Here is a 25,560-nt window from a genome sequence, read left to right on the forward strand (position 1 = left end):
CCACGATTCGGCCTATGATCCCGAACAGAAATTTTCCGCACGCTGCCGCCATGTCCATCGCGAGGTAGCCGCCGGTGATGCGCCTGACCGGCAGGAACACAGCACCGGGGATCCCGGGAAGCGAGAGGCTCCCGGGATCCGCGAGCCGCTCGTGCTAGAACAGCTCGTCGACTACGCGTTCCGTCGCGTGGCCGTCGTCGTGCGGCGCGAATTTCGCCACGAACGCCGCCAGCTGCTGATCGCGGTCCGCATCTGCATGGAAAGCCTTCTCCAGCTCGGCGTAAAGGCCGGCCTCGGAATCAACGACGGGTCCCGGCAATTCGGTGCTGTAGTCCAGATAGAACCCGCGCAGCGTGTCCCGGTAGAGCTCCAGGTCGTAGGCGTAGAAGACGACGGGGCGACGGAGGATGGCAAAATCGAAGAAGACCGACGAATAATCGGTAATCAGGACGTCGCTGGCCAGGTACAGCTCCTGGATCTCCGGGTACCCGGAAACGTCCTGGACCGATTCCCGTGCGCTATCCGGAATCTCGATGTTGCCGCTGACCAGGACGTGCATGCGCAGCAGCAGCACCGCGTCCGAGCCAAGCCGTTTGTGGAAGGTCTCCATATCGAAGGGCATCTCGAAATGGAACCGGCCCTTGCCGTTGCTTTGCGAGTCGCGGAAGGTCGGCGCATAGAGGACCACGCGTTTGCCTTCCGGAATGCCCAGCTTCCGCTTGATTTCGGCACCCTGCTTCGTTGCGGACTCGTCGGCGAGGATATCATTGCGCGGATAGCCGGTTTCCAGCACCCGGCCGCCGAATTTGAAGGCGCTGCGGAAAGCCGAGGTGGCGTATGGGCTGGGCGAAAGCAGGACGCTCCATTGCCGGACGGCCTGGCTGACGCGGTCCAGGTACCCCTCGTCCCGGCCGTGGACTTCGTCCAGATCGTGCAGCATCCGCTTCAATGGTGTGCCGTGCCAGGTCTGGATCATGACGCCGTCCTTGCGGCGGCGGATGTAATACGGGAAATTCTGGTTGTTGACCCAGTACTTGGCCCGGGCGAGGTACCAGTAATACTGGGGCGACAGCCGTTTGATGACCTTGGTGTGTTCGTCCTTTACGGGCAGCTTGCCGCGGTAGACCCACACCTTGGTCCGCGGGTCATTCCTCCGGACCAGTTCCTCGTAGATGTACCGCGGGCTGTCCGCATACTGCTTGCCGATCCCGCTCTCGAAGACGATCAGGTCCTCGTCCATCGGCAGGCGCAGCGCGGCTGCGTAGAACCGCCGCATCGTGGGGAAATAGAAGCGGCTGCGGCGGAACCGGCCGAAGGCCCGTTCGCCGAACTCGGGGTCGACCAGCTTACGGATCCGCGATTCGGCCGGCTTGGCATGGAGAACGGCTTCGAAGATGCGCGCTGAGTTGTCGCGGTCCTTGAATTTCAGGAACCTGCGGGAGCGGCGGACGTACTCCTCGGTCATGACGCAGCCCGATGCCAGCGACCGTTCGAGGTCTCCGAGCAAGGTATCCGCGTCGAAGGCGATCTTGCCGGGAAGTTCCGCGTCCAGGTCCAGGTGCGATCCCTTGCGTCCGAGGAACCGCTCCCGGTCGAACTGGAAGTAGTGGACGGGCTTTTCGAGGAAGCTGAAATCGAATCCGACGCTGGAGTAGTCGGTCACCATGACGGCGCTTTCCTTCAGCAGGTGCTGCACGTCGACCTCGCCTTGCGAGATCACGCGGGCGGGAGCATCGGCAAAGTAGCCGCGGTACTGCTGCATGTTCGGGTGCAGGCAGAAAATGATCTCGGCGTCGTGCTTGGCCGCCATGCCGCGCAGCCGCTGGTCATGCAGCAGATCGTTCCACTGCTGGAAGTACTCGGACTCGGTGAACAGTTCCGGGCGCGTCAACCAGTCCCGCCAGGTAGGAATGATGAGGACCTGGTTCTTCTTCACGGCGACGTCGCCGGCGAACAGGGCGTCAAACCGCGACAGGCCCGTAACGGCGACGTCTTTGGCCGGGTACTCGAAGTCATCGACGATGTACTCCTTTTCCCGGTCCGAACTGACGATGAACACGTCGGTATCGAACCCCGCGGACTTCTTGCCGTAATTCGGCACCATCCATTTGGTGCCCATGACCCCGTGCTGCAGGAATACCTTGACACCGCCGACCGTCCGCCGGAACTGCGGCATTCGTGTCGGATACAGGAAATCCGGGTGATGGGAACCGATGAACCGCTCGGCCCGCAGGGCGAGGTCGAAATGCTGCTTGGAGCGGAAGGGCACCACGTTCCCCAAGCCATCCAGATTGCGCCGCTCCGGCGACTCCGGATCGATCACATAGTAGGCGTCGATCTCCGGATGCTCCGCCCGCATGTAGCGGAAGAAGTGCAGGCCCGTGTCCTGGGCCTTGTAGGGCCGCTCCCCGATCAGCCAGACGGGTTTGCTCCCCGGACGCCGCTGCGGCTGGAGGGGAATCCGCGTACGGCGACGCAGATGTTCGAAGGCCCCGGAATCCAGCAGCTCCACATGGAACGAGGTCTTCTTGGCCTTGAACGTGTAGTAGGGCGTCAGCAGCAGGGTCTTCTTGCCGCGCCGCTGCCACCCGGCGCGCGACATCTTGCGGGTCAGGTACTTTGTCTTGCCGATCCGGGTCCGGACCGGCTCGGTGCCAGGGTCTTCTTGGACCTCGAGCCAGGCGTCGAGGATGGTCTCCCCCGCCAGCTGCTCGTCCTGGTACGGCCCGAGGTCCAGCTTCGCTTCGAACCCGTACTCGCGCAGCCCGAACCGCCTCGCGGTGGCCTTCTCGTCCAGCCGGAGGGTAGCCGCCGTCGAATAGCGCGATCCGCTGTCCCGCCCGACCAGCACCAGGTCGGCGCCGGACGCCGTCCCGTGCCGGGTCACCAGCCGTCCGGTGAAGCTCACGACTCCGCGGTCAACGGACAATTTGTGGACATACACCGCGTTGTAGGGTTTCAACACCCGGTTCAGGGCCAACGCCAGATAGCCGTTGCGGTTGATGTAGAGCTGGGCCCGATTGCTCCCGGTGTCCACCGCCTCGAGCCGGCCGGCATGTGTCGCCATAAAGCGGCCGAGCCCGATCATGGCACGCCATTCGGCGGGGAACTCCGGCCCGTCCTCGTCGCGAAGCTGCCGGAATTCCGCGAACTTCAGCGGCTCCCCTGCCTCGTCGGAGCGGATATCGCGGCCATAGCGCGGGATGTCGGCGGCGGCCGCGGCAACCTCGATGTACAGCGCGACGGCGGTGCCTTCCGGTTCGGCGGCAGTGCCGGATTCCGCGGGAGCGGGCGCGTCAGCCCAATCGGGACCGAGTTTGTCCGGCAGCTCCTGCGCCAGACGCTCCAGGTCAAGTTCGGCCTGGTAAGTCATGCCGTCCGTGGACGCGCGGCTTCCCGGCGCCTGGGCGGCGCGGGCAACGTCGGCCAGGCGGACCCAGCCCGCGTCCCTGTGGAGGGCCCAGATGGCCAACGGTGCCACGCCGGGCGCCAGAGTGAACACCACTGTAGCCGCGGTCCCGGACTGGACGACCCTGAGCTCATGAAGTTCGCGCCGTGCGGAATTGGACCTCGGATCGAGCGCCTGCTCGGCCCTCGCCTTGACCTTCGATATCAGTGAGGGGGTGTTCATTCTTCTCCTAGTTCAAACGAACCGGGCACCGGAAAATAGGCGTCCAGGAAGTCGTTCAGCATCGCGTCCTGCCGTTCGGGAGCGACGCGGGCCGGACCGGTCTCGTTGAGGCAAAATACATCGGCATCCCGGTTGCGCAGCAGACGCAGCAGCTTCGCCGGGGCCGAGGCCTCCGAGATGTCGCAGAATCGGTAGTCGATGGTCCCGGGAACTGCGGCGCCGATCCCGTAACCGTAGTAGTGGGCCAGCGACGACGGAATGGAAATGTCCTCCGGACTCCGGAACGGGGAACGGGTCGTCCGGGCATGGTCGGCGGGGAAGTCCTGCTCGATCCGCTGCAGCGTGCTCACGCGCTGCGCGTGGGCCGCGTGCTTGAACTTGTAGGACACTGTCCTGCCGAACCGTTCCTCCAGCAGTGCGCGGTTCCGCTTGGCCGCGCTGTCCACCGGCAAGTCGGCCGCCGAAATTCCGCCGGCGGGGATCGTCTGTTCGGAGAGGAAGAACTTGGCCAGGCCGTTGCCATGGAAGAACCGTTCCGGGCCCACCCGGCGCCCGAAGAATACGTCGTCGTTCAGGTAGAGGAAATGCTCGCTCAGTCCCGGAACCCGATGCAACCTGGCCTCGATCGCGTGCGAGTTGAAGGTCGGCAGCGCCTCTGCCGGGAAGATTTCCCGGTGGTCGACGACGGTGATCCGCGGGTTGCCGGTGTCCAGCCAGTGCGGCACTTGGCCTGCCGTCACCAGGAAGATCCGGTTGGCCCAGGGGGCGTAGTAGTCGACCGAGCGCAGGGAGTACCGCAGTTCGTCATGGGAGCGGTAGCGCTCAGGGTTGGCCGCGTGCGGGTTCACGGTTCCCGGATGGATCCGCGCCCAGGAGGCCTCCCGCTCCCGCGCCCAGCGGGGGTCCTCCCCGTCGACCCAGGTGTAGACGATGTCGACCGGATCGGTGACCTCGTCCATCCCTGCCGGAGGAAGCGTGTCGCCGGTGGGGCCGATGTGGCAGGCCAGCTCGCTGCCGGACAGGACCAGGCCGTCCGCGCAGCGGTACTCGAAGACTTCCAGCGGCCACGAATCAGTGCCCACGCTGCCGATGAGCCCGGCTGGTGACCCGCCCCTCCCGCCGGCATAGACGGCCCGCGTTTCTGCCAGATGCCGCAGTTCACGAGCAATCAAAGGAAGTTCCTCGGCGGCAGCGACCAGCCGGAGTCCGCGGCCCGGCGCTCCGGGCTCCAGCCGATACGCGACTCCGGCGGACTCGGCCGCGGCGGCCGCTAGCGCCGCATTCTCCTGGGCCGCGCCGACCGCCGAAAACTGCCGGACCGTCCTGGCCAGGACGGTTCCGCCTGCTGTCCTTAGGGGGACGTAGCCCGGCTCCAGGCCGGCCCGGACGCTGTGCGTGCGCGCCTTGTCGATGCGTCCGGCCACAGCGCGTTGGGCCGCGGTGCGCCCCTCGATCACATCGAAAGCCGTCTGCAGGACTGGCTGAGGCAGAAGGCGCGCGACCTTCCCCTTCATTCCTGCGATCATAGAATCCTTTCAGCACCGCGGGAGCCCCTCCTGCCCGGAAGAGCCGTTACAGTCTAGCAATGCCCCTGACCGCCGGCGCGGAAGCCAAAGGCCACGGCGGCGCCGTCACGGTTCGTTAGGCTGTAAGGCACCGCTAGCCCTGCCGACAGGAGTTCCCGTGCCGCGCATCGAGCAGTTCCGACGTGCTCTGAAAGTCCTTTCCGACCATGCCTCCAATCTCCTGCTAGAACGCAGGGTGCGCCAGCAGCTGGCATCGGCCGCGCCTGCTACCGCTCAGGGGTACGACGCCGTGATCTACTTCGCGGACGACGTTGCCAGCGCGTATCAAGTGCGGCAGTGGTTCGGTCCGATGTCCAGGCTCGCGAGGACGCACCCCGTGGCCGTGCTCTGCCACCGACCGTCCACGGCCGCCGCGCTCCTCAAGGACGCCCCGCTGCCCGTCTACCTGGCCACCGGTATCACGCAGGTCGAGGATTTCGTCCGGACCCGCGGTACCAGGGTTGTCTTCTACGTCAACAACAACCAGGCGAATTTCACCGTCCTGCGGCTCACCTCGCCGATCCATATCCATCTGAGCCACGGTGAGAGCGACAAGATCTCCATGGCCTCCAACCAGCTGAAGGCCTACGACCACTGCTTCATCGCCGGCGAAGCTTCGCGGCGCAGGATCGAGGCCGCGGTCAGGCATCTGCGGCCCGGGAGCCTGGTCGAAATCGGCCGGCCGCAGCTGGACGATTTCGTCGAGGGCACCGATGGCGACGTCCTGAAGGGAAGGACTGGCACGACGCGGCGCGCTACCGTCCTGTACGCCCCCACGTGGGAAGGCGACCGCCCGGCCATGGCCTACGGCTCCCTCGTGTCGCACGGACCGGCGCTGGTCGAAGCCATTCTGGCGAGCAGCGAATACCGCCTGGTCTTCCGCCCCCATCCCCGGAGCGGAACCCGGCTCGCGGCGCACGGCCAGGCCGTCGACCGGATCGCAGCGATGATCAGGGCGGCCGCCAAGGCGCAGCCCGATGCGGGGCACTACGTCGACGACCGCCCGGATTTTGCCGAGTCCTTCACGGAAGCCGACGTCTGCATCTGCGATATCTCCGCGATGGCGATGGACTGGCTGCCGCGGGGCAAGCCGCTGCTGGTCACCCTGCCGGCCGATGCCGGGGCCGCGGTCGACCGGAACGGAATCGCCGGCGTCGTACCCCTGCTCGACGCCGGCGACAGCGGCAACATTGTGCAGGTCCTGCACGATCTCGAGGCCGCTCCGGTCAGCCAGGAACAGCTGGACCTGGTCCACCGGATCTTCGGCGACACCGCCCCCTACGCCAGCACGCGGCGCTTTATCAGCGCCTTCGAAAGGGCCTTGGCGGAGGCCGGCCTGTAGAATAGCGGGCACTGCGAAGTTGGGGTCCCAAAAAACGCCGACAGGAGGCTTCTGATTTCAGCCGAACAGTCAAAAGCGGACGGCCGGAAAACCGGTTTCCGCGCCGATATCCAGGGCCTCCGCGCCATCGCGGTGGGTCTGGTCGTTGTCTATCATTTGTGGCCCGAACGGCTCACCGGTGGCTACGTGGGCGTGGACGTCTTCTTCGTGATTTCGGGCTTCCTGATCACGTCCCACCTCATCAAGAAACCGCCGCGGACGCCCAAGGACCTGGCGCAGTTCTACGGCCGGCGGATCCGGCGCCTGCTGCCGGCGGCCTTCGTGGTGCTGGCGGCGACCGCTGCAGCCGCCCGCCTGGTCGCACCGCCGACCCTGTGGGAAGGCATCGCCAAAGAAGTCATCGCTTCCGCCCTCTATGTGCAGAACTGGGTCCTGGCCGGCAGTTCGGTTGACTATCTGGCCGTGGAAAACGAACCGACCCCCACCCAGCACTTCTGGTCCCTGTCGGTGGAAGAACAGTTCTACTTCTTGTGGCCCGTCCTCATCCTGGCGGTATTTTGGGCCGCCGGCAGGGCGCGCCTGAAACCCATGGCGCTGGTGCGCCCAGCGGTCGCGATGGTGTTCGCCGCCTCGCTGGCCTTCTCCGTCTATGCCACGGCCACCGAGCCGGGCAGCGCCTACTTCATTACCCCAACGCGCATGTGGGAACTGGCGGCCGGCGGGATGATCGCCACCTTGACTCCGCTCGCCGCAACCAGGCTCAACCCGGCCGCCAACGCGATCCTCGCCTGGATCGGTGTAGCCGCGATCGTCATTGCCGGACTGACCTTTACGGATGCGACGCCGTTCCCGGGCTATGCGGCCGCGCTGCCGGTACTTGGTACGGCCCTAGTGATCCTCGCCGCGTCCGGGCACAGGCTGTCACCGGCGACCATGTTCGCGGCCCGTCCAATTCAATGGCTAGGCGGTGTATCGTACTCCGTCTATCTCTGGCATTGGCCCCTGATCGTGCTGCTCCCCTACATCAGCGGCGGGAACCTGGGCTGGCTGGACAAGCTGGTCATCCTCGCCGCGACCTTGGTACTGGCCGCGCTCAGCAAGACGTTTATCGAGGACCGCTTCAGCTTCACGCGGGCGGCCCAGAGCCTGGTCCCAACCTACAGATTCGCCGCCGCCGGAATGGCAGTCCTGGTCGCCGCCGGCGGCCTGCAACTGGCTGAAGTCGGTTTCCGCACTCAACAGGCGCAGCAGCAGTTGGCCGCTGCGGAAAACAGCAATGATCCGTGCCTGGGGGCCGCGGCAGTCGCCAATGGGGCCGAGGAATGCCAGCCGGACCCCGATGTCCCGCTGGTCCCTGATCCGGCCTTGGCCAAGGAGGATCGTCCAGCCGCCTACGCGGACCAGTGCTGGTCCAACTCTCCGTTTACTGATCGTCCCGTCTGCGAATACGGCGACGGCGAGACACAGGTTGCACTGGTGGGCAATTCGCACGCTGGCCACTGGCTGCCCGCGCTGCAGGTCCTGGCGGAGAAGAACGACTGGACCATCTCGACTTACCTGGTGTCACGCTGCAACCCGACGGACGTTCCCCTGCAGTTCGACACCCAGGAGAAGACCGACAATTGCCGGGAGTACGGCGACTGGGTCCTCGATCAAACAACGGGCGGCCAGTACGACCTGGTGGTCACCTCCGAACGGCAGTCGGTTCCGGTGCAGGGCGAGTCCTGGAAGACGACGGAAGAGCCCGCCGTCGAAGGCTACCTGTCCTATCTGGCCGAATGGGACAAGGCCGGCACCAACGTCCTCGTCATTAAGGATCCGCCCTATCCGGGCAACGAGATCAGCTCGATTCCCGACTGCCTGGCCGAGAACGACGGCGATGCTGCCGCCTGCAGCGGTACCCCGAGTGAGTGGCACTGGATAGATCCCCTGTATACCGCGGCCCGCGAGCTCGGTTCCCGGCACATCGGAACGGTGAACCTGGACGGCTATTTCTGCCCCAAGGGATCCTGCGAGGGCGCTATCGGGTCCGTCGTCACATACTCCGACGGCTCGCACATCACGGCAACCTACGCCAAGACGCTCGCGCCCTACCTCGAGCAACCCATCAGGGACGCGCTGAGGGGCTAGGGTTTGGGCGCCCGGAGCCGATTCCCCGGCTCCGGGCGGGCCGCTGCCCTATACGAGTTTCAGGCTCAGGGAGGCGTGGGCCGTGGCGTACGGCCTCCAGGACGGTCCGGGCCCGGGAAACCCGACGCGGAATGACTTCAGTACGTTGTTCCCCTGCACTTGCAGGAAAATATCCAGCTCGTTGTTGTCCTGGGGCACATCGCGCGCGATTTCGTCCGGAGCCACCTCCGCCCTGATGCCGAGGCGGCCCGGTCCCCGTGCCTCGACCTCGGCGGGAAAGAATGCCGGCGCCCCGCCGGACCGTCGCCCGATCACCAGGTTCGCCCGGAGAATCTCCTCCGCGGCCGGCCCGGACTGCTGCGCCCAGAGAATGTCGCCGGCGATGCCAAAGCCGCCCGCGGCGGTGTAAAAGAGTTCCTCGAGCCGGAAGTCCAGATGGGTCAGGATCAGCCGCTCCAGGCGCTGGCGCCACGCCGTGCGGATCGTCCGGGCCCAGTGCTCCAGGACTGCTTCGTTGGAGAATCTCTCACTCCGCTCCCAGGCGGCGGCGCCCAGCCGGCGGGCAAGATCGTCGTCGTCGCAGAGCCGGATGACGCGTTCAGCTGCGGCTGCCACGTCCCGTGCAGGAACGAGGAACCCGTTGACGCCGTCCTCGATAACGTCGCTGGGGCCGTAGCGGATGTCGTAGGAAACCGGTGGGCAGCCGCGGCCCAGGCTTTCCATCAGGGAGAGCGGCTGGCCTTCGTTGCGGCTGGTCAGCAGCGAAAACCGCGCGGTCTCGAACTGGGCCGCCGCGTTGGGTGTGTGGCCGTGCAGGCGCACGGAGTCCTGCAGCCCGAGCGCGTCAATCTTTGCCTGCAGCTCGTCACGGAGCGAACCCGTCCCGTAAATGTCCAGGCGGACCAGCGGCCGCTGCTGATGCACTCGGGCCATGACCTCGACGGCGTGCGGAACGTTTTTCTGTGCCTCCAGCCGGCACACCATGACTCCCCGGTTCGGAACCCGCGCGGCGAAATCCGGGAGCACCTCGCTCCGCGGTTTGGGGTTGGACACCGTGAAGAGGTTCGTAGACTTTCCGAAGCGGGCCTCGTAGTCCTGGCGCTGCTTCCGAGTCAAAAAGACCAGTCCGTCCCAGGCCAGGCTGTTCTCATGGATCGGCTTCTGGCCCGTGGCCAGCTTGCCGAGGAAAGGATCTCCGCCACCACCGATGTGGCTGTTGTGGAGCACCATGAGCTTGATGATGTTGGGCTCGTCGAGAGGTGCCACGACCGGGCCGGCGAAGGAGCTGTCGACGATGAAGGCGGCCGGTTGTCCCCCGGCCAGTTGCCTCATCCAGAATCGATAGAAGTCCCCCGCCCGTCGCCACTGGGCCCTTGCAGTACCTGTTTCGTCGGTCAGTGTCAGGAAGCGCCCCTTGCTCGCGCCGTCCCGTGTCTGAGGTGTCTCATCGCGCAGGAACTCGGTTCCATCGGGGCGATAGAAGTGCCGTGCGGCCACTGTGGTGCCGTCGGGCCGGAGGAATGCCCGGGAGTAAATGTTCCCCTCCGGATCGAGCACTACTTCCGGAAGGCCCCGCTCGCCGTCATCGACGGGGACGGCGACAGGCTTGGGGCCGTCGACCTCACTGGCAGCTGCTGCACGGTAATACTGGAAGACGTTGAGGACCTCGGTGTCGTGGGCAAGTTTGCCCTGGGCGCGCAGCCGCTCGACCGTGGAGGCGTAACTGGATTTCACGTCAAACGTCAGGATCGTGGCCCGGTGCCCCGCCTGGCCAAAAGCACCGGCCCGGTGCAGGCTCATGGTGGTCATGCCCCCGAAGTTGTCGGCAATGCCCCACAGCACCATGAAATACTTCATGTCCGGAAGGCGCGCCTCCCCGGTTTCCTGCACGCCGCTCACGAGTCCTTCCTCTTCAGGCTCAAGTTGCCCAGCTTGGTCGGGTAAGGAAGCCAGTGCGCCACGCTCCGGTCCCATGCGACGCGGGTCCGCGTCTCCTGGCCGGAACCACGGCCGATGAAATACACGTCGGCCAGATTGTCGCCGGCGATGTCGAGCGCAGTGAGCGGAATCCGGCCGGAAACCTCCAGCTGCTGGCCCTTCCCTGTCCATTGAGCCGGGTATTCAGTCTCCGACTTCGTCTTCCTGCCGACAACGACGAACGCCGCCGCTTCCAAATCGACGTTGGCCAGCCAAGCCATACCTCGCAAGGTCAGCTCACCCGCGGCACTGATGCCGGTCTTCGTCAATTCGAACCCTCCAGACGATGCAGTAGGCAAAGGTACTCCCCAAAGGTCAATCAGATGATGTTACGCACGCGCAGTTCGGCACCAACCCTATCGTCACCATCGAATCCTCGCGCCGTTCGAACCGCAGCCATCGCGAATTCAGTAAGATGTCACCTGATGTTTCCCCCAAACCGTCGCAAGGACCACGACTTGACTGATCTTTTTGCACTGCCCGGCCGTACGTTGCGAGAGGGGAAGCGCAACCTACGGAAATCCCTCAAGCCGGTGGCGAAGGCCCTCCTGCCCACCGTGGCCAGCATCGCCGGCGAAACCATAGCGCGGCGCAAGCCAGCGCGCGTAGCTGCGGCCCGCGTCCCTGCAGTGGCCACCGAACCGGCCCCGGTGGCACCGTCAATCATCGATACCGTCGCAGGCGGCGGCTCACTGGCCCCGACGATCATCCGGGAAGCACGCTCCAGCATTGCAGCAGGGGAGGCACAAACCGTGCTCTCCGCGGGCCACAGCCTGCGTGCATCCGGCTCTCCGGCCAATGTCGTACGGAGCCTGCGGGGCATGGCCCTGCTGGTGATCTCCGGCACCGACCTGGCCTGGCGCGAGTTCCGCGGCATCGACGATGACCGCATCGTCAATCTGTGCCCGGCGGAATACTTCGCCGCAGCGTTCGGCCAGGCGCCTGACGAGGCCGCCAAAATCCTCGAGCGGCTCCTGGCCAATCAGGGGCACGAAGACTGGTCGCCGGCCGACCTGCTATCCGTCGCACGGATGGCGTTCGCCAGGAACCAGTTGGACGCGGCGCGGCTCCTGGCCGTCCACGGCCTGCACAGGCCGCCGCATGCCCTGACGCGTCTCCAACACCGTGAACTGGAACGCCTGCAGACCTGGTTTCCGGAAGGCTCGCGACGGAGACCCTTGGAGAAGCCGCAGGCTGCGGTGAACTTTGGCCTGCTCAGTTACCAGCAGCCGGATGCATGGTCACGGAATGTCGGTGACTACATCCAGACCCTGTCTTCTATCGGACACCTGGTCCGGCACAGCAACCTCGAATTCGTCGGCGATCCGGACCTCGTGCAGTTCCTGGAGAACGCACGTTCCCGCGTCAAGGATGAGCGTCGGCTCGATACTGCGGGGGCAACTGTGGGCGTCGTCGAGACATTCCGGGACGCCAGCACGCTGCAGGACATACCCGAAATCACTTGGGCCTTCGCCTTCGGGTGGTACATGCACCACACCTTCGGCCAGACGTTCAACTTCCCGTTCCACCCCAACATCCGCCCGATCTTTGTCTCGTTCCACGTCAACAAGCCGGACATGCTGACGCCGGAAGCGATCAAGTACCTGAAAAAATACGGCCCGGTCGGTTGCCGGGACTGGCAAACCGTGGCGCTGCTGCGGGCAGCACGTGTTCCTGCCTTCTTCTCGGGCTGCATGACGACCACGGTAGACACCGTCTTCCGCCGCGACGGCAGCGACGACCGCACGGCAACGGCGTTCGTGGATGCGCCCAAGACGGGTGAGGGGGACGTCCTGCTGCAGACGCAGCGAAGCATGCGCGAGATGCCGTTCGCGGCCAAGCTTGGCACCGCCGTCGAGTGGGTCGGCAATTACCACGAGCGCTACCGCTACATTTCGACCTCCCGGCTGCATTGCTTCCTTCCTGCCCGGTCTGTCGGCTGCGAAGTCGAGTTCCATCCAAAAAACCCGTCCGATGTCCGCTTCGGCGGGCTCATCGGTACTACCCCGCAGGACTTCGACAAGATCCGGCAGGGCATCCTGGACAAGCTCGCCGCGGTCGTTCCCCTGATCGCGGGCGGCGCCTCCGAGGACGTTGTGTATGCAAAGTGGGCGGAGGTTTGCGCGCCCGCGATGGCTGAAGCCGACCGCTTCCTGGCCATGAAGCCTGCGGCCGAGCCGACCACTGAAGACATCAGCCTCATGGCCCGGAGCGCCGCTTCCTCGGTCGCCTCGGACGGCGGGGCCGTCGACGTCGTCATTGATTTGCGGCCCGGAAGGGCCGAATACCTGCAGCGGCTGGTTAACTCCATCGCAGCCTCGACCACGGCCGAAGTCAGGCTCTGGGTTCCGGATCATGACATCCCGGAGGAAGTGAAAAGCGGCTTAAGGCTGCCCTCCCCCTCGTTCAGCGTGCATTGGCTATCCGGGGCGGCGCTCAGCGGCGGGTTCGGCTCGGTGTCCGCGCAGCAGCGCCGGAACGTGCTGCTGGCCCTGGTCCCGGAGATCCTCACCGGAAGCAGGCGCGCCGTCTATATTAACGACGCCGTGATGCTGCGGGCCGACATCGCCGACCTACTGCGGGCGGAGCTCAACGGACAGGTCGTCGCCGCACGCGATGAGCACCGCAAGGGCTATCAGAGCGGCTTCCGGCTGCTCCGGTCCATTTCCATCCGGCACCGCAACGACCACGCGAAGGCGATGGAAATGGTGGCGGTGAGCCACGCCCTCCACCCGTTCGATTTCCGCGTCTTCGACGCCTCGGTCCTGGTCATGGATCTGGAAGCCGCACGTTCGTCCGGCGTCGCCCGGAGCGTCGTCAGCCTCCTGGTGAACTACAAGATGGACTTCGGCGAGGCGTTGAACGCCGTCCTCGGAGCAGCACGGACCCCACTGGATCCGAAGTGGAATTATTCGCCGCTGCTCGGTGACGGGCACGACGCCAGGCTCGTCAACTGGCGGGACGGACGGAAACCGTGGAGCTCCGGCTACGCCCCGTTCGCCGAAGAGTGGCGCCGCCTATGACGGCCAAGGTGCAGCCCGACAGCGGAGCGCCGGCCCAGGCCCGCGTCCGCCAGACCTGGATCGACCAGGCCCGCTGGGCCGCGATCGTCCTGGTCGTGGCCGGGCACGCGGTCGGCTTGCTGCGCGGCAGCAGCGGCCTTGCCCTGGTGATGTCCAATTACGTCTACATCTTCCACATTCCGGTCTTCGTGCTGCTCGCCGGCTGGGGCGCCCGCCGCGCCCAGGCCGATGGCGCCGGGCTGGCCAAGATCTTCTGGCAGCTGCTCGTGCCGTACGTCCTTTTCCAGCTGATCGCCTTCGGCTTCAACTACCGCTTCGAGGATGACAACCCGAGCTGGTCCTTCACCTCCCAGACCTTCGGGTTGTGGTTCCTGGTGGCACTGGCCGGCTGGCGCCTGATGGCGCCGTGGTTCCGGGGACTGCGCTTTGCCGTTCCGATCGCGGTCCTGCTGGCCCTGGCGGCGGGCCTCAGCTCCGACTTCGACGGGTTCCTGTCGCTGTCCCGCGTCCTGTATTTCCTGCCGATGTTCCTGCTCGGGCCCTGGCTGGTGGACAGGATTTCGGAGTGGCGCGGGGATGTCCGGTTCCGCATTGGCGGCGTCGCCGTGCTCGCGGCAGGCGCCTTGCTGACGTTGCTGCTGGGTGGAAACTTTAACCGCGAGCCGTTCCTGGGGAACGTCGGCTATGAAGCGATGAACATGTCCGCCCTCGAGGGGACCGGCTGGCGCCTGCTGGCGCTCGCCGCCGGCACCGTCATGGCGGCGGCGTTCATGCTGGCCCTACCGGGCCGGCCCAACGCCCCGTCCCGGCTGGGATCGTGGATTGCCGAAGCGGGCCGGCACACGATGTACCCGTACCTGCTGCATCTCCCGCTGCTGACCGTGGTGGGTTCCACCGGCCTGGTCGACGCCGGTCAGCCGACGCTGCGCACGGTGGCCTTTATGGCAGCCTCGCTCGCATTCTGCATAGTGGCCAGCTCGAAGCCGGTCAGGATGGTGACGGCGGTCGTCGTCGAGCCGCGGACATTGTTCCCGCCGGCACCCAGGACGGTCAGCTCAGCTCCTTGACGATCTGGCTGATGCTGTCCAGAGTCCGCTTGAGTTCCTCCACGTGCCGCTCGTCGAACGCGCTGAGCACGCGCTTCATTTCCGTCGTGGAGATGCCGGAGGTACGGGGCAGGTAGACCACCTCGACACTGTCGCCCAGATCGTCGAACTTCCCCTTCCAGTCCTCGCCGATCCCGAAGACATCCACGCCGTACTTGGCGATGTCTTCGCGCTTTTGTTCCCACCGGTCTTCGGGAATGGCTTCGTCGACGTAGCGGATGGACCGCACGATCTCGATCCGCTGGTCGAAGGGCACAACGGGCTTCTTGCCCTTGAGCGCGTTGAACTCGTCCGTGGATACTCCGACAATCAGCCGGTCCCCCAGGGCGCCAAGCCGCTTCAGGATGTTCAGGTGTCCGATGTGGAACAGGTCGAATGTTCCATAAGTGAGGACCGTCTTGCCCACGTGCTACCACAGACCTTTTCTTCAGCTGGAATTTACCTTTTGTTCAGTCTAGGGCAGTTCGGCTGGAGGCCTGTGCAGGACGGGCGGGCGCGCTCAGATCACCGGCCAGCGGCCGGCAGCGCCCATCCTGAAGATGGTCGACCATTTGAGTTTGCGCCTGGCTTCCCCGGGGGCCCAGGGGTCCTGGGTCCAGCCCGAGCGCCAGCCGGCGAACCAGGGCTTGAGCTGCTGCGGCTGGCGGCGCGAACGCGCGAGCTGGACGAGCGTCCAGGAGCCGACGTAGGCCCAGCTGAACGGCCAGTGCAGGTTGCGGCGGGCCAGCCAGACACGGTTGCGGGCGTTGAGCCGGAAGAACTCCTCGTGCCGGCGCGGGTCGATCACCGGATGCCCGGCCCGCAGCCCGCCGTCGTACCAGGTCCGGAAGCCCGTGTCCCAGACACGCCAGGCGAATTCGATGCCCTCGTGCGCGTACCAGAAGCTCGACGGCCAGCCGCCCGTCTTCTCGAAGACATCGCGGCGCATGGCGATGGCCATTTCGACCACCGAGAAGACGTTGCTCGAGTCGTGGTTGCCGCCCTTGCGCAGCCGGGGAATCCAGCGCTGCGGCGCGGCCGGGTCCGCCGGGTCCTCGATCCGGGGCTGGATCATGCCGATGTCAGGGTGCTCGCGGAACAGTCGTGCACACGAGGCGAGGAAGTCGTCCTCCGGCAGCCACGCGTCGTCGTCCAGGAAGAACAGGAACTCTCCGGAGACCACGGGTACGCCGGCGTTGCGGCCGGCGGGGATGCCGAGATTCTCCTCGAGATGCAGTGCCTTGAAGCCGTCCGGCAGGCCCTCCGGCCGCCAGCCGTTGCCGACAACGACGACGTCGAGGTCAACGTCCCGCTGGGCCTGCAGCGACCGGAACCCCCGCTTTAGGTCCTCCGGGCGCGTTCCCTGCGTGAGGATCACGACGCCGAACGTCGCCTTCGTCCGCGACGTGCCCTCCGCCGTCGTGCTTTCCGCTGTGTCAGCCATGATGCAGCCGCCTCACTTCCGCAGCCTGGGCGAGGCCATAATGGCCACGAAGTGGCCGAGGTTTACGAACAGGACACCGGGCACGAGGACGTACAGCAGCCACTGCTCGCCGAGTTCCGCCCGGCCCGCCACCAGCGACACGATGGCCGCGGCGAGGATCAGCAGGCTCATTTCGACGGAGTGCAGGACGCGGTGGAACGGCAGGAAGCGGGCCAGGCGGCGCAGCCTGCCCACCACGGAGGCGGACGGAACCGCCTTGGCCTCGGCCGTGTCCGGCAGTTTGTCCATCCCCGCCAGGGCGCGCGACGCGTGGACCATCTCGTTCTGTGCCTTGTTGAGCACGATCAGCAGCGCCAGCACGGCGCCGAGGAACAGGTGCAGGTACGCGGACGCCGAGTCCGCGTCGAGCAGGCCGAGGTCCAGGACGATCCGCAGGGCCAGTGCCAGCGGAATCAGTCCCTCCGTGGTGTAGTGGCCGATCTTGTCGAGGAAGATCCCTTTCGGGCTCTGGGTCCCGCGCCACCGCGCCACCTCGCCGTCGCTGCAGTCGAAGTAGAGCTGCAGCTGGGAGAAGAACACCGCCAGCAGCGGGCCCCAGATGCCGGGGATCAGCAGGGCGGCCGAGATAGCCCAGCCGGAAAGGATCATCAGGCCGGTGACGCCGTTGGCCGAAATGCCGGTGCGGACCAGGACGCTGGTCAGGTAGATCGAGATGTGCCGCAGGTACAGCTCCGCGGTCCAGTGCTCGGCGTTCTTGCGGCTGCGCACTTCCGGCGGCTGCGCCACTTCGCGCAGCTGCTCCAGCGTGGGGCGGGCCGGACGGATCGGGCCGGTCATGATTTCCTCCTGCTCGTGTCCACCGTGCCGTGCGCGCCGAAGATCCGTCCCCGCAGGTAGCCCAGCCCCCAGCTGACGTGGATCCCGGGCAGGACGGCCAGCAACCGGAGCCGCTCGGAAAGGGTCAGGTCCGCCTTGATCGTCACGGCGGCATAGACGATCCCGAGCACATACAGCACGGGAACCAGGCCCGCCAGCAGGACCAGCACGGCGAGCCAGGCAGGCCAGGCAGCGGTGGCACCGGCGGCCAGCAGGACGTCCGCCGCCAGTCCTACGGCCAGCGCGATGACGAGCACCGGTGGCAGGAAGTGGCGGACGGACTTGCCTTCCTTGTGGCGCCGTGCCAGCTCGGCGCGCCAGATCCCGGCGGCGTAGAACTGCCGGACCATCTTGGTCCAGGTGGCGCGCGGCCAGTACGTGACCTTCAGCTCCGGATCGAACCACACTGCGTAGCCCGCCTGCCGGAGCCTGAGGCACATGTCCCAGTCCTGGCCGCGCCAGAGGGTCTCCTCGAAGTGGCCGACCGCGTCGAGGGCCTCGCGCCGGAAAATGCCAAGGTAGGCCGATTCCGCCGGGCCCTCCGGCGCGCCGCTGTGGTAGGCGGCGCCGCCCAGGCCCAGCGGCGAGACGTACGCCGTGGCGACGGCCCGCTGGAACGGCGTCTTGCCCTGGGCGTCCATCAGCCCGCCCACATCCGCCGCCCCGGTGCGCAGCAGGGTGGCGACTCCCCGCTCCGTGTAGCCGGGCTCCAGTTCGGTGTGCGCATCGACGCGGACCACCACGGGATACTGCGAGGCGCGGATGGCCAGGTTCAGCCCGGCCGGTGTGCGGCCCGTGGGGTTCTCAACCGTGTGCAGCCGTGGTTCTTCCGCCGCCATCCTGGCGACTACCTCATTCGTGGCGTCGGTGGACGGCCCGAGGGCGAGCACGATTTCCTTCTGCCCGGCGTAGTCCTGGTCGAGGATGCTGCGCACGGCGGCTTCAATGTGCTCGGCCTCATTGAGGATCGGCATGACATAGGAGACACCGGGGTGCTGGATGATGCGCGACAGGGTGGGTGAGTCGGGCACTACTTCTTGGTTTCCTTGTACGCCGAGACGACTTCCTTCGGATCGCCGTCCATCATGAGTTCGCCCTTGTTGATCCAGATCACCCGGCTGCAGGTGTCGAGGACGGACTTCATGGAGTGCGAGACGAGGAAGACGGTGCCCGCATTCTCGCGGATCTCGCGGATCCTGGCCTCGCTGCGCTGGCGGAACCGCTGGTCACCTACTGCCAAGGCTTCGTCCACGATGAGGATCTCGTGCTGCTTGGCGGCAGCGATGGCGAACTTCAGCCGCGCCTGCATGCCGGAAGAATAGGTCCGCATCGGAAGGTCGATGAAGTCCTCGAGCTCGGCGAACCCGACTATATCGTCCCGCAGATGGCCGATCTCCTGCTTGGAAAACCCCAGGGCAAGCCCGCCCAGCTGGATGTTCTTCTCCCCCGACAGGTCGGGGATCAGGGCCGCGCCCACGCCCAGCAGGTTGGGCCGGGACGAAGCGTAGACGGCCCCGTCGCTCGGCGGAGTCAGCCCCACCAAGGCGCGCATCAGCGTGGACTTGCCGGAGCCGTTGGAGCCGATGACGCCGATCGATTCGTTTTCGTAGGCCGTGAAGGACACGCCCTTCAGCGCGTGCACCGTCTTGATGCCGCGGCCCGAACGCTTGAGCAGCGAGCGGCCGGCGCCCTTGACCGGGCGTCCGCCCGCGTGCACCTGGTATTTCACATGCAGGTTGTCGACGACGACAACCGGCTTCCGCCCGTCCGCTGCGGTTTCGTTGAGCACTTCTTCTCCGGTTTTAGTCGACTCGGCCATAGCGCTCCTCGGCTGCCCAGAAGAACAGGACCCCGGCGACGAAGACCACGAGGGCCCACACCGAGAAATACAGCCAGTAGATCGGATTGAATTCGACACCCGGCATCAGCAGCCCCCGCGCGATCGACAGCACTTCGTGCAGCGGGTGGAAATCGAAGAGGGCCACCGCCCAAGGGTAGGGCGCCAGGATACGGTCAATGGCGAAGAGCACCCCCGAGGTGTAGAAGAGGATCCTCGTGACGAGCGGCAGCAGCTGCGTCAGGTCGCGGATATGCACGGTGAGCCGCGCCCCGACCAGGGCCACGCCGAGGTTGAACACGGTGAAGATCGCCACCAGCGGGATCATCAGCAGCCATTCCGCCCGGATCGGAGCGCCCAGGACAAGGATGTAGACCACCATGACGCCGAGCATCGGCACCAGGGTCATCAGCTGCTGGATCACGGTGGACAGCGGCAGGGTGATCCTCGGGAAGGCCAGGGACTGCACGAGCGCCCCGTTGCCGGTGATCGACTTGGCACCGTTGTTCATCGAGGTCGAAAAGTACTCGAACAGGAATACCCCGATCACCACGTACATCGGGAAGTTCTCCGGACGGTTCGATCCCTGCAGGACGCCGAAGATCAAGCCGTACATCACGGCATTGAGTGTGGGCTTGATGAAGATCCACAGCATGCCCAGCCGATTGCGCTGGTTCGCTGCTTCGATCTTGTACTTGGCCATGGCGATGGCGAAGTCGCGGCGGCTCCAGGCATCGGCTAGATAGCGGTGCAGCGACGGCCGGGCACCGACTCGGTGGAGTCGGTTCCGGTTCGCATAGTCGGCAAGGCTCATGCCAGGTGTGTTTCCTTACAGCAATCGGTTCGTAACGTACTGAGTTTAGAGGATCAGCCGGGTAGCTCGGTCGGCGTCTCGGTCCGGAAGTAGATGCGCAGCTGGAGGCTGTGCTGCCCGGCCGCGTCCTGCGAGTACGTCGCCTTGCCAACAATTCCCTTCAGCTCGCCGGTGCCGGACCCGGGGATGATGTGTCCGTCGCTGACCGCCACTTCTCCCTCGGCAAGGCCCCAGTGCTGGATGATCATCGAACCTGACCTGCCGTCGACGGTACCGGTGAAAACCTCCGAGCCCACGTAGCCGGCTCCCCGGCTATTGCCTGCCATCAGCAGTTCGGCGCGGCTGGTGCCTGTGATCAAACCGTCAAAAAGCTTGGTCACCCGGACCCTGCTTAGTTCCGAATTCGAGCCCTCCATCTCGTAGGGCTCGGGGTCCCACTCGGTGACGTCGAAATCGGCGGCGATTACTTCTTCGGGTTCGGTCGTCATTGCTCCAGTATCTCCACTCTCTGCTGCCGTTGCCTTCGGGCGGCCGCCTCGCGGCCCGCCCTATCGTGGCTCAGAACAGCCTGTCGTCGGCCGCGTCCCTGTATTCCTTCCGGAACAGCTTGCGCGTCCTGGGGTCGAAAAAGATCAGGTAGACCGCGAAAGCTACGGCCACGAACGCGGCCAGCAGCCGCGCCGCGTTCAGGTCGATCGCGATGTACGGGAAGATGTCCAGCTGGTCTGCGATGGCATAGACCATCAGGAACGATGTGACGGAGTACACGGTCCGCACCTGCCAGTCGTTGCGGATGCCTGTCGCCGCGAACAGCGGCAGCAACCAGACCACGTACCAGGCCTGGATGATCGGCGCCAGCAGCACCACAGCTGCCATGGCCAGTGCCAGGCGGCGCACGATCAGTTCGTGCCGGCCGCGGAACATCATCCACAGTACGACGGCGATGGACAGTGCCGTACCCATCTTGTGTACCAGCCAGGTCACCGTCTCCCCGTCCAGGGAGAAGGCATCGAACATTCCGCCCAGGGCCGCGCCGAGAAGGCCGATCGGGGCGTACCAGATCCAGATGCTCCCGGGGGTGCTCAGGGCCGAGACCCAGCCGAACCCGAACCCGTTGATCAGGCCGAGGATGCCAAGGAGCCCCAGCGACAGGGCCGCGGTCACGGCCCAGTAGAAGAACTTGCGCGGCCAGCTGGCGCCCTTGCCGGCCCAGAGGAGCCCAAGGAACGGCAGGAAGATCAGCGTGATCGGCTTGATGCCGACGGACAGCGTGACGAGCAGGATGCCCGGCAGCGGCTTCCCGACTGCGGCCAGGTACAGGCCTCCGAGGGCCAGCCCCAGCATCAGGGCGTCATTGTGCACGCTGGCGATGAAGGTGGTCAGGAAGAGCGGATTGGCACAGGCCAGCCAGAGCGCGCGGTTCGGATTGATGCCGTGCAGTTCTGCCAGCTTCGGCCCGTAGTAGACGCACATGGCGGCCCCGGCCAGGGCGATGATGCGGAACAGGATGATGGAGAACTCGGGGTGGCCGCCGGTCAGCCAGACGACGAACTCTTCCATCCACAGGAAGACCGGACCGTAGGGCGTGGGGCTCTGGGCCCAGAGGTCGTCGGCCCCGGTCTGCAGGTAATTGGAGAGCTGGTCGTACCCGTCGACGTAGGGATTCAGGTTATTGACCATCACCTTGCCCTGGGCGATGTAGGCATACACGTCCCGGCTGAACAGCGGGATGCTGAACGCCAGCGGAGTGCCCCAGGCGATGATCGCGGTGTAGGTCGCCCTGCGGGACTCCTTCCCCCAGACCGTGAAGCGCTGGCCGAGGCGCAGCCACGAACGGACCAGGAGCATGCCGCCGAGCGCCAGCAGGACCACGGAGAGAACGACGCCCGCCGGCTCCACCCGAAGCCAGATCAGCAGCGGCCAGCGGCGCAGTTCCGAAATCGAGGCCAGCCAGCCGACCCCGAGGGAGCCGAAGAACATTAGGAAGGAGCCGATGGTGCCTTCGATAATGCTTCGCGCTGACTGCCCGCCTCCTTCGCGCTCCTTGGCGGAGCCGGTCGCTTCAGCAGCGGGCATGCTGGCTGTCATGGTCTCGGCATATCCAATCCATCCGGGCGGTCAGGTCAGTCGCGGCACACTGCTGGGCCGGTTGCCACGCCGCTCGGCGGCTTTCCCGGGAACGGCGGGCAAGGAGGCTGCCGCGGGCTCATGCCGCGGGGGGTGCCTAACAGCGAATTCTAGCATTCGGACCCGTCGCCGCCCGGGCAGCACGCACCGGGCGGCCGGTCCAAGCCGTCTGGCCCGGGGGCCGACGCGGTACATTGGAGCGGTGCCTATCTCTAATGAACATATTGTCTGGATAGATTGCGAAATGACCGGGCTCGACCTGGAAAAGGACGCCCTGATCGAGGTAGCCGTCCTGGTCACCGACTCGGAGCTCAATGTCCTCGGCGAAGGCGTCGACGTCATCGTCAAGCCGACCGAAGAGGCCTTGGAGCAAATGGGCGATTTCGTCCGCCAGATGCACACCACCTCGAAACTGCTGGACGAGCTCCCGTCGGGCGTTTCGATGAGCGAGGCGGAGGACCGCGTGATGGAATACATCACCCAATGGGTCCCCGAACCGCGCAAGGCCCAGCTCGCCGGCAACTCCGTAGGCACCGACCGCAACTTCCTGGCCCGCGACATGCCCCGGGTCATCGAGCACCTGCACTACCGCATCATCGATGTCTCCACGATCAAGGAACTCTCCCGCCGCTGGTTCACGCGGGCCTACTTCCAGGCCCCGGCCAAGAGCGGCGGCCACCGGGCCTTGGGCGACATCAAGGATTCGATCAACGAACTGCGCTACTACCGGCAGGCCGTCTTCGTCCCCTCCCCCGGTCCCGACTCGGCGGCGGCCAAGCAGATCGCCTCGACCGTCTCCGCCGTGGAGTAGCGCCGAATGTTAGGTGGGACACATTTGGCGGAATTCGGGCCGAAAGCGCCCGAATTGGCCAAAACCACCCCGCCGGGCATGTAGACTATTCTGCGTTGCCTTTTGTGGTTGAAGACCGGCAGGAACCGCTAGAGTGGAGTCTGCCGGGAGGAACAAAGAGGCATATGGTGGGTATAGCTCAGCTGGCAGAGCGCCTGGTTGTGGTCCAGGAGGTCGCGGGTTCAATCCCCGTTACTCACCCCATTTAGTGTTGGCGTCCACGCCTACCCAGCAAGAGCCGCATGGAACATCTCCAGGCGGCTCTTCGCTTTTTCCGGCCGTGCCACATGAGGAGAAGCATGACGATCCGTCCCGTCACCATCACCGGGGAGCCGGTCCTGCACCGCCGCGCAGCCGTCGTGGAAGATTTCAACGACGAACTGCGCGAACTCGTCCGGGACATGTACGAGACGATGGACGAGGCCCACGGCGTCGGCCTCGCCGCGCCGCAGATCGGCGTCGGTCTCCGCCTCTACACCTACCACTACGCCAACGACGACGGCGTTCCCGAACGCGGCGTCGTCGTCAACCCTTCGCTCACGCTGGGCAAGGTGTCCGGCGCCGAGCCGGATCCGGACGACGAGGTCGAAGGCTGCCTGTCGGTGCCCGGGCTGTCCTATCCGCTCAAGCGGGCGGAATGGATACGCGTCCGCGGCTTCGACGAGCACGGGAACCCGCTGGACTTCGAGGCCACCGGCTGGTTCGCGCGGGTCATGCAGCACGAATACGACCATCTGGACGGCAAGCTCTATATCGACCGCCTCGACGGGCGCTGGGGCAAGCGGGCCCGCAAGCACATCAAGAATGCCGGCTGGGGCATCCCCGGGCAGACCTGGATGCCCGGCGTGGACCCGGACCCGTTCGGGCACTGAGCATCATGCGGCGCTAGGCACCAGGCCAGGCCGCCGTCAGTAGTCGGTGAAGCCGGAGCGGTGTTCCTTTTCGCACCGGAGATAGTCCTCCGTGGCGATCTCCTTGAGCCTGGTGAGCTCGTCCACGCGCTTCTGCGGGACTTCCCCCCGGGCAAACGCCGCCTTGGCATCCTCCAGCAGGCGGACGGCTTCCTTGTGGTTGGCCTGCGCCTTTTCCCAACGCGTGAGCTGTGTCTCAGTCATGGGGACATTCTAGGAACACGGCTGCGGCAAAGCCATAGCCACATACGAAAGTGCCGGCCGCGCCACAGGGGCGCGGCCGGCACTTTCAGCCTGACCTGCGAGGGTCAGGTCAGCCGATAGCCTCGGCGAGCGGCTCGTTGGCGACCACGGGGAACTGCTGCGGGTGGACGCCCGCAATTTCCTCGAGGACGCGGATGACCTGGCAGCTGTAGCCGAACTCGTTGTCGTACCAGACGTAGAGCACGGCGTTCTTGCCGTTGGCGATTGTCGCCAGGCCGTCCACGATGCCGGCGCGGCGCGATCCGACGAAGTCCGTGGAGACGACCTCCGGAGAAGCGATGTAGTCGATCTGCTTGTGCAGGTCGGAATCGAGCGACACCGCGCGGAGGTAGCTGTTGAGCTCGTCCTTGGTTGCTTCCTGCTCCAGGTTGAGGTTCAGGATGGCCATGGAGACGTCCGGGGTGGGAACACGGATGGCGTTGCCGGTCAGCTTGCCCTCCAGCTCGGGCAGCGCCTTGGCCACGGCCTTGGCGGCGCCGGTCTCGGTCAGCACCATGTTCAGCGCTGCCGAACGGCCGCGGCGGGAACCCTTGTGGAAGTTGTCGATCAGGTTCTGGTCATTGGTGTACGAGTGCACGGTTTCGACGTGGCCGTGGATAATGCCGTACTTGTCGTTGAGCGCCTTGAGCACCGGGGTGATCGCGTTGGTCGTGCAGGATGCGGCCGAGACGATCTTGTCCTCGGCGGTGATGTCCTTGTGGTTCACGCCGTGGACGATGTTCTTCAGGTTGCCCTTACCCGGGGCCGTGAGAACAACGCGGGATACGCCCGGGCACTGCAGGTGCTGGGACAGCCCGGCCTCATCGCGCCACTTGCCGGTGTTGTCGACGACAATCGCGTCCTCGATGCCGTACTGGGTGTAGTCCACCGTGGACGGATCGTTGGAGTAGATGAACTGGATCAGGGTGCCGTTGGCGAGGATGGTATTGGCTTCCTCGTCCACCGAGATGGTGCCCTCGAAGGGTCCGTGGACCGAGTCGCGGCGCAGCAGGCTGGCACGCTTGACCAGGTCGTTCTCGCTGCCCTTGCGGACCACCACGGCGCGCAGCCGCAGGCCATGTCCGCCGCCGGAATGCCCGATCAGGATCCGGGCGAGCAGGCGGCCAATGCGGCCGAAGCCGTACAGCACGACGTCGGTACTGGTGCGGGTGTCTTCACCGCGCTTGCCCACGATCCCGGAGAGTTCCCCGCGCAGGAACTCCTTGAGGTCGCGGCCTGCACCTTCGTCCTTGAACTTGCCCAGCAGGCGGGCCAGGTCGACCGAGCCTGCGCCAAGCTCGAGTTCGGTCAGAGCCTGCAGCACGGGGAAGGTTTCTTCCAGCGGCAGCTCCACCTCGTCGATCTGCCGGGCGAAGCGGTGGGCCTTGAGAATGCCCACGACGGACTGGTTGATCAGGCTGCGGCCGTGGATGGACGTGACCACATTGTTTTCGCGGTACAAACGGCCAATCAGCGGAATCATCGTTTCAGCGAGCGCTTCGCGGTTGATCCACGTATCCAAGGCCGCTTCAGACTTCTGGTTCACAGAGTTACCTTCCTACATCAGCCGGGGTCTTCCTCGATCCCGGTTGTACCCGCCGCGAATTCCGCGGCGAAACCCCGCAGCGAAGTCGAATCCACTCCGCGCAGAATACACAGTCGCCTCGGCTGGCTCAGTGCTGTTGGGCGTTGCCCAGTTCCATTT

Annotated in this window: 20 protein-coding genes and 1 tRNA gene; 7 read left to right on the forward strand and 14 right to left on the reverse strand. The window is 65.6% G+C overall.

Annotated elements, in window-relative coordinates:
* Window positions 1–154 precede the first annotated feature (154 nt).
* On the reverse strand, window positions 155–3,631 hold the full coding sequence (locus OC550_RS07975) for a CDP-glycerol glycerophosphotransferase family protein (RefSeq protein ID WP_262104947.1): 3,477 nt from the start codon (window positions 3,629–3,631) through the stop codon (window positions 155–157).
* The gene (locus tag OC550_RS07980; RefSeq protein ID WP_262104949.1) at window positions 3,628–5,145 is read right to left on the reverse strand and encodes a stealth family protein; all 1,518 of its coding nucleotides are present in this window, start codon (window positions 5,143–5,145) and stop codon (window positions 3,628–3,630) included. The genes OC550_RS07975 and OC550_RS07980 overlap by 4 nt, the downstream gene beginning before the upstream one ends.
* A gap of 169 nt (window positions 5,146–5,314) precedes the next feature.
* Between OC550_RS07980 and OC550_RS07985 the strand changes: the two genes are divergently transcribed.
* Entirely contained in the window at window positions 5,315–6,538 is a 1,224-nt protein-coding gene (locus OC550_RS07985; RefSeq protein WP_262104951.1) for a CDP-glycerol glycerophosphotransferase family protein, read from the forward strand.
* A gap of 108 nt (window positions 6,539–6,646) precedes the next feature.
* Window positions 6,647–8,668 carry an acyltransferase family protein gene (locus OC550_RS07990; RefSeq protein ID WP_262106290.1) on the forward strand — a complete coding sequence of 674 codons (2,022 nt, stop codon included), beginning with the start codon at window positions 6,647–6,649 and terminating at the stop codon, window positions 8,666–8,668.
* A gap of 48 nt (window positions 8,669–8,716) precedes the next feature.
* On the opposite strand, the gene OC550_RS07995 is transcribed toward OC550_RS07990, so the two are convergent.
* Complete coding sequence (locus tag OC550_RS07995) at window positions 8,717–10,567, reverse strand: glycosyltransferase (RefSeq protein ID WP_262104953.1); 1,851 nt, start codon at window positions 10,565–10,567, stop codon at window positions 8,717–8,719.
* Entirely contained in the window at window positions 10,564–10,914 is a 351-nt protein-coding gene (locus OC550_RS08000; protein WP_262104954.1) for a hypothetical protein, read from the reverse strand. Before OC550_RS08000 ends, OC550_RS07995 begins: the two co-directional genes overlap by 4 nt.
* Window positions 10,915–11,103: 189 nt before the next feature.
* Between OC550_RS08000 and OC550_RS08005 the strand changes: the two genes are divergently transcribed.
* Together OC550_RS08005 and OC550_RS08010 are read left to right on the forward strand one after the other, a co-directional pair.
* Window positions 11,104–13,668, forward strand: coding sequence for a glycosyltransferase (locus OC550_RS08005; protein ID WP_262104955.1), 2,565 nt, complete (start codon window positions 11,104–11,106; stop codon window positions 13,666–13,668).
* Window positions 13,665–14,735: an acyltransferase family protein gene (locus OC550_RS08010; RefSeq protein WP_262104956.1), complete on the forward strand. Its 1,071-nt coding sequence runs from the start codon at window positions 13,665–13,667 to the stop codon at window positions 14,733–14,735. The genes OC550_RS08005 and OC550_RS08010 overlap by 4 nt, the downstream gene beginning before the upstream one ends.
* Here OC550_RS08010 and OC550_RS08015 read toward each other — a convergent pair.
* From OC550_RS08015 to mptB, 8 genes are all read right to left on the reverse strand, one after another.
* On the reverse strand, window positions 14,719–15,180 hold the full coding sequence (locus OC550_RS08015; protein WP_262104957.1) for an adenylyltransferase/cytidyltransferase family protein: 462 nt from the start codon (window positions 15,178–15,180) through the stop codon (window positions 14,719–14,721). The genes OC550_RS08010 and OC550_RS08015 overlap by 17 nt on opposite strands.
* Window positions 15,181–15,273: 93 nt before the next feature.
* The gene (locus OC550_RS08020) at window positions 15,274–16,197 is read right to left on the reverse strand and encodes a glycosyltransferase family 2 protein (protein WP_262104958.1); all 924 of its coding nucleotides are present in this window, start codon (window positions 16,195–16,197) and stop codon (window positions 15,274–15,276) included.
* A gap of 12 nt (window positions 16,198–16,209) precedes the next feature.
* On the reverse strand, window positions 16,210–17,034 hold the full coding sequence (locus tag OC550_RS08025; protein WP_262104959.1) for a CDP-alcohol phosphatidyltransferase family protein: 825 nt from the start codon (window positions 17,032–17,034) through the stop codon (window positions 16,210–16,212).
* Window positions 17,031–18,104, reverse strand: coding sequence for a glycosyltransferase family 2 protein (locus tag OC550_RS08030; RefSeq protein ID WP_262104960.1), 1,074 nt, complete (start codon window positions 18,102–18,104; stop codon window positions 17,031–17,033). Before OC550_RS08030 ends, OC550_RS08025 begins: the two co-directional genes overlap by 4 nt.
* Window positions 18,104–18,892 carry an ABC transporter ATP-binding protein gene (locus OC550_RS08035; RefSeq protein ID WP_262104961.1) on the reverse strand — a complete coding sequence of 263 codons (789 nt, stop codon included), beginning with the start codon at window positions 18,890–18,892 and terminating at the stop codon, window positions 18,104–18,106. The genes OC550_RS08030 and OC550_RS08035 overlap by 1 nt, the downstream gene beginning before the upstream one ends.
* Window positions 18,876–19,724, reverse strand: a complete 849-nt coding sequence (locus tag OC550_RS08040) for an ABC transporter permease (protein WP_262104962.1) — start codon at window positions 19,722–19,724, stop codon at window positions 18,876–18,878. Before OC550_RS08040 ends, OC550_RS08035 begins: the two co-directional genes overlap by 17 nt.
* A 53-nt stretch (window positions 19,725–19,777) precedes the next feature.
* The gene (locus OC550_RS08045; protein WP_262104963.1) at window positions 19,778–20,212 is read right to left on the reverse strand and encodes a DUF3224 domain-containing protein; all 435 of its coding nucleotides are present in this window, start codon (window positions 20,210–20,212) and stop codon (window positions 19,778–19,780) included.
* A gap of 70 nt (window positions 20,213–20,282) precedes the next feature.
* Window positions 20,283–21,812, reverse strand: coding sequence for a polyprenol phosphomannose-dependent alpha 1,6 mannosyltransferase MptB (gene mptB, locus OC550_RS08050; RefSeq protein WP_262104965.1), 1,530 nt, complete (start codon window positions 21,810–21,812; stop codon window positions 20,283–20,285).
* Between the two features lie 241 nt (window positions 21,813–22,053).
* Between mptB and orn the strand changes: the two genes are divergently transcribed.
* The 3 genes from orn (at window position 22,054) to def (ending at window position 23,573) form a co-directional block, all read left to right on the forward strand.
* Window positions 22,054–22,662 (forward strand): oligoribonuclease, encoded by a 609-nt coding sequence (gene orn / locus OC550_RS08055; RefSeq protein WP_262104967.1) that lies wholly within the window; start codon window positions 22,054–22,056, stop codon window positions 22,660–22,662.
* 167 nt (window positions 22,663–22,829) lie between these two features.
* A tRNA-His gene (locus OC550_RS08060) sits at window positions 22,830–22,905 on the forward strand.
* Between the two features lie 95 nt (window positions 22,906–23,000).
* Window positions 23,001–23,573, forward strand: a complete 573-nt coding sequence (def, locus tag OC550_RS08065; protein ID WP_262104969.1) for a peptide deformylase — start codon at window positions 23,001–23,003, stop codon at window positions 23,571–23,573.
* Window positions 23,574–23,609: 36 nt separating this feature from the next.
* On the opposite strand, the gene OC550_RS08070 is transcribed toward def, so the two are convergent.
* The gene (locus OC550_RS08070; RefSeq protein ID WP_262104971.1) at window positions 23,610–23,816 is read right to left on the reverse strand and encodes a hypothetical protein; all 207 of its coding nucleotides are present in this window, start codon (window positions 23,814–23,816) and stop codon (window positions 23,610–23,612) included.
* Between the two features lie 109 nt (window positions 23,817–23,925).
* Window positions 23,926–25,401 carry a glyceraldehyde-3-phosphate dehydrogenase gene (locus tag OC550_RS08075; RefSeq protein WP_262104974.1) on the reverse strand — a complete coding sequence of 492 codons (1,476 nt, stop codon included), beginning with the start codon at window positions 25,399–25,401 and terminating at the stop codon, window positions 23,926–23,928.
* Window positions 25,402–25,560 lie beyond the last annotated feature (159 nt).

The sequence above is a fragment of the Arthrobacter sp. Marseille-P9274 genome (assembly GCF_946892675.1).
In the GTDB taxonomy this organism is placed as follows: domain Bacteria; phylum Actinomycetota; class Actinomycetes; order Actinomycetales; family Micrococcaceae; genus Crystallibacter.